This is a genomic window from Candidatus Obscuribacterales bacterium (genome assembly GCA_036703605.1).
In the GTDB taxonomy this organism is placed as follows: domain Bacteria; phylum Cyanobacteriota; class Cyanobacteriia; order RECH01; family RECH01; genus RECH01.
Genome location: DATNRH010000781.1, coordinates 1 through 2,168 on the forward strand (window position 1 = coordinate 1; position 2,168 = coordinate 2,168).

1 protein-coding gene and 1 pseudogene are annotated in these 2,168 nt (G+C 54.7%); both read right to left on the minus strand.

What is annotated here, in order from left to right; translation table 11 throughout:
* Positions 1-229 precede the first annotated feature (229 nt).
* Positions 230-356: pseudogene (locus V6D20_16225) on the minus strand (IS5/IS1182 family transposase).
* Between the two features lie 271 nt (positions 357-627).
* Positions 628-2,168: heavy metal translocating P-type ATPase (locus V6D20_16230; protein ID HEY9817328.1), on the minus strand; the 1,541-nt coding region annotated here is incomplete at its 5' end.

The following is a 2,168-nucleotide window of genomic DNA, read 5'->3' on the forward strand; positions in this document are numbered from 1 at the left end:
GATCTAATTTTTTCAAGGTTATATACGTTGTCCTAGAAACCGTAATCATCGATTCGGTTCTCTACCCATAGGCTATAAAGCGGACGACTACGAGAGGGCGATCGCTCTGGTAGAGGCATAGCTACCGTTCCATGGATAGGACAGCAAAATACCCTGAAGAACGTAAGTTCAACAGTTAAAAGAAGCTTGGGAGAGGGCTTTAAGAGCATCACCTGGGATACCCAACGATGACAATAGGACGCTTACGTCCCTTAATATTTTTGCCACCATCGAACCCGTAGCCCCCCTGTTTCCGTTGTTTTAACGGCTTGAGAATCTGCAATACCTACCGTTGATTGCTCCTCTCGACCTAATATCAATTCTTCAAAATGTCGCTACATCACGGAAGAAGCCTCAAAGTCCCCCGCCCTCTGGGAGAGGGATTTAGGGTGAGGGCAACATATAGCGGGCAATCCAAGATATTGATATCATTTCCTCCGCAGGTCTGCTCGAATCTGGTCGCGCATCTGCTGCCAGTTTATACCGTGTGCTCAATCACCACGGCGGCACCCATGGCGGTCACCACGACGGTGGGTACTGGTAACGGGGTAACGCTGCAATTCTCGGGAGACTGATCATCTCAACCCATTATTGGGGGTTCCGAATAATTCGACCCGCATTGAGGATCGCCAGCAGGGCAACACCTACATCGGCAAATACCGCCTCCCAAAGCGTAGCTACGCCGATCGCGCCCAAGGCAATAAAAAGCGCCTTGACGACCATGGCAAACATGATGTTTTGCCAAACAACCCGCCGGGTTTTCTGCGCGATTTGAATGGCCTCGGCCACCTTGGAAGGGGCATCGGTCATGATCACCACGTCAGCAGTTTCGATCGCCGCATCAGACCCTAGCCCACCCATGGCGATGCCCACATCAGCCCTGGCGATCACTGGCGCATCGTTAATGCCGTCGCCGACAAACGCCACTTTGCTCTTGGTCTGGCTGGCACGCCGCAAGAACTCTTCTAGGGCGTCTACTTTATCTTCGGGCAACAGCTCGGCCCGGTAATCGTCGAGGCCTAGTTGTTGGGCAATGCTGTCGGCTACCGATTGGCTGTCGCCGGTCAGCATGGCAGTTTGAATGCCCTGGGCGTGCAATGCTCGAATAGCCCCGACAGCATCGTCTTTCAGCTCATCGGCAATCATGATACGGCCACTATATTCGCCATCCACTGCCAAGTGAGCCACAGTGCCGTCTACTACACACACATCGTGGGGAATCGCTTCGCGGTGCAAGAGTCGGTCATTCCCCGCCAAGATAGTGCGACCATTCACCGTGGCGCGAATACCGTGGCCGGCAATTTCTTCGTAGTCTTGAACAGCGGCGGTATCGACGGTCCGCCCATAGGCTTGACGAATGGACTGGGCCACCGGATGAGTTGACTGCGATTCGACATGGGCCGCCAGCTCTAGCAGTTGCTGCTGATTCAGTCCGTTGTGAGTCACCACATGGGTCACGCGAAAGTTGCCCTGGGTGAGGGTGCCGGTTTTATCGAACACAACCGTTTTCACTTGGGCCAGGGTGTCTAAATAGGTGGAGCCTTTGACCAAAATACCGCGCTTAGCGGCACCGCCCACCCCGCCAAAGTAGCCAAGGGGAATGCTAATCACCAAACCGCAGGGGCAGGAAATCACCAACAGCACTAGGGCGCGATAGACCCACTCGGTATGGGTAGCCCCCTCAAAGAACAGGGGCGGCAGAATAGCAACCGCGAGAGAGAGAACCACTACCACCGGGGTGTAATGCCGGGCAAAGCGGGTGATGAATTTTTCGGTATCGGCTTTTTTGCTGCTGGCGTTCTCGACCAGTTCTAAAATTCTGGCGATCGACGACTCACCAAAGGACTTGGTCACCTGCACCGTCAACAGCCCAGACTGGTTGATCATCCCAGCCAGCACAGTTTCGCCGGGAGCAACGGTGCGAGGCATCGATTCGCCCGTCAATGCAGAGGTATCGACCAGAGAGTTGCCATCTAGAATGTTGCCATCTAGGGGTACCTTTTCGCCAGGGCGCACCACAATCACATCGCCAACTTTAACGGTCTCGGGGGAAACGACACGGATGTCGCCGTTAACGCTGAGGTTGGCGGTGTCGGGTCGGATCTCCAGCAGAGCCTTGATCGAGCGGC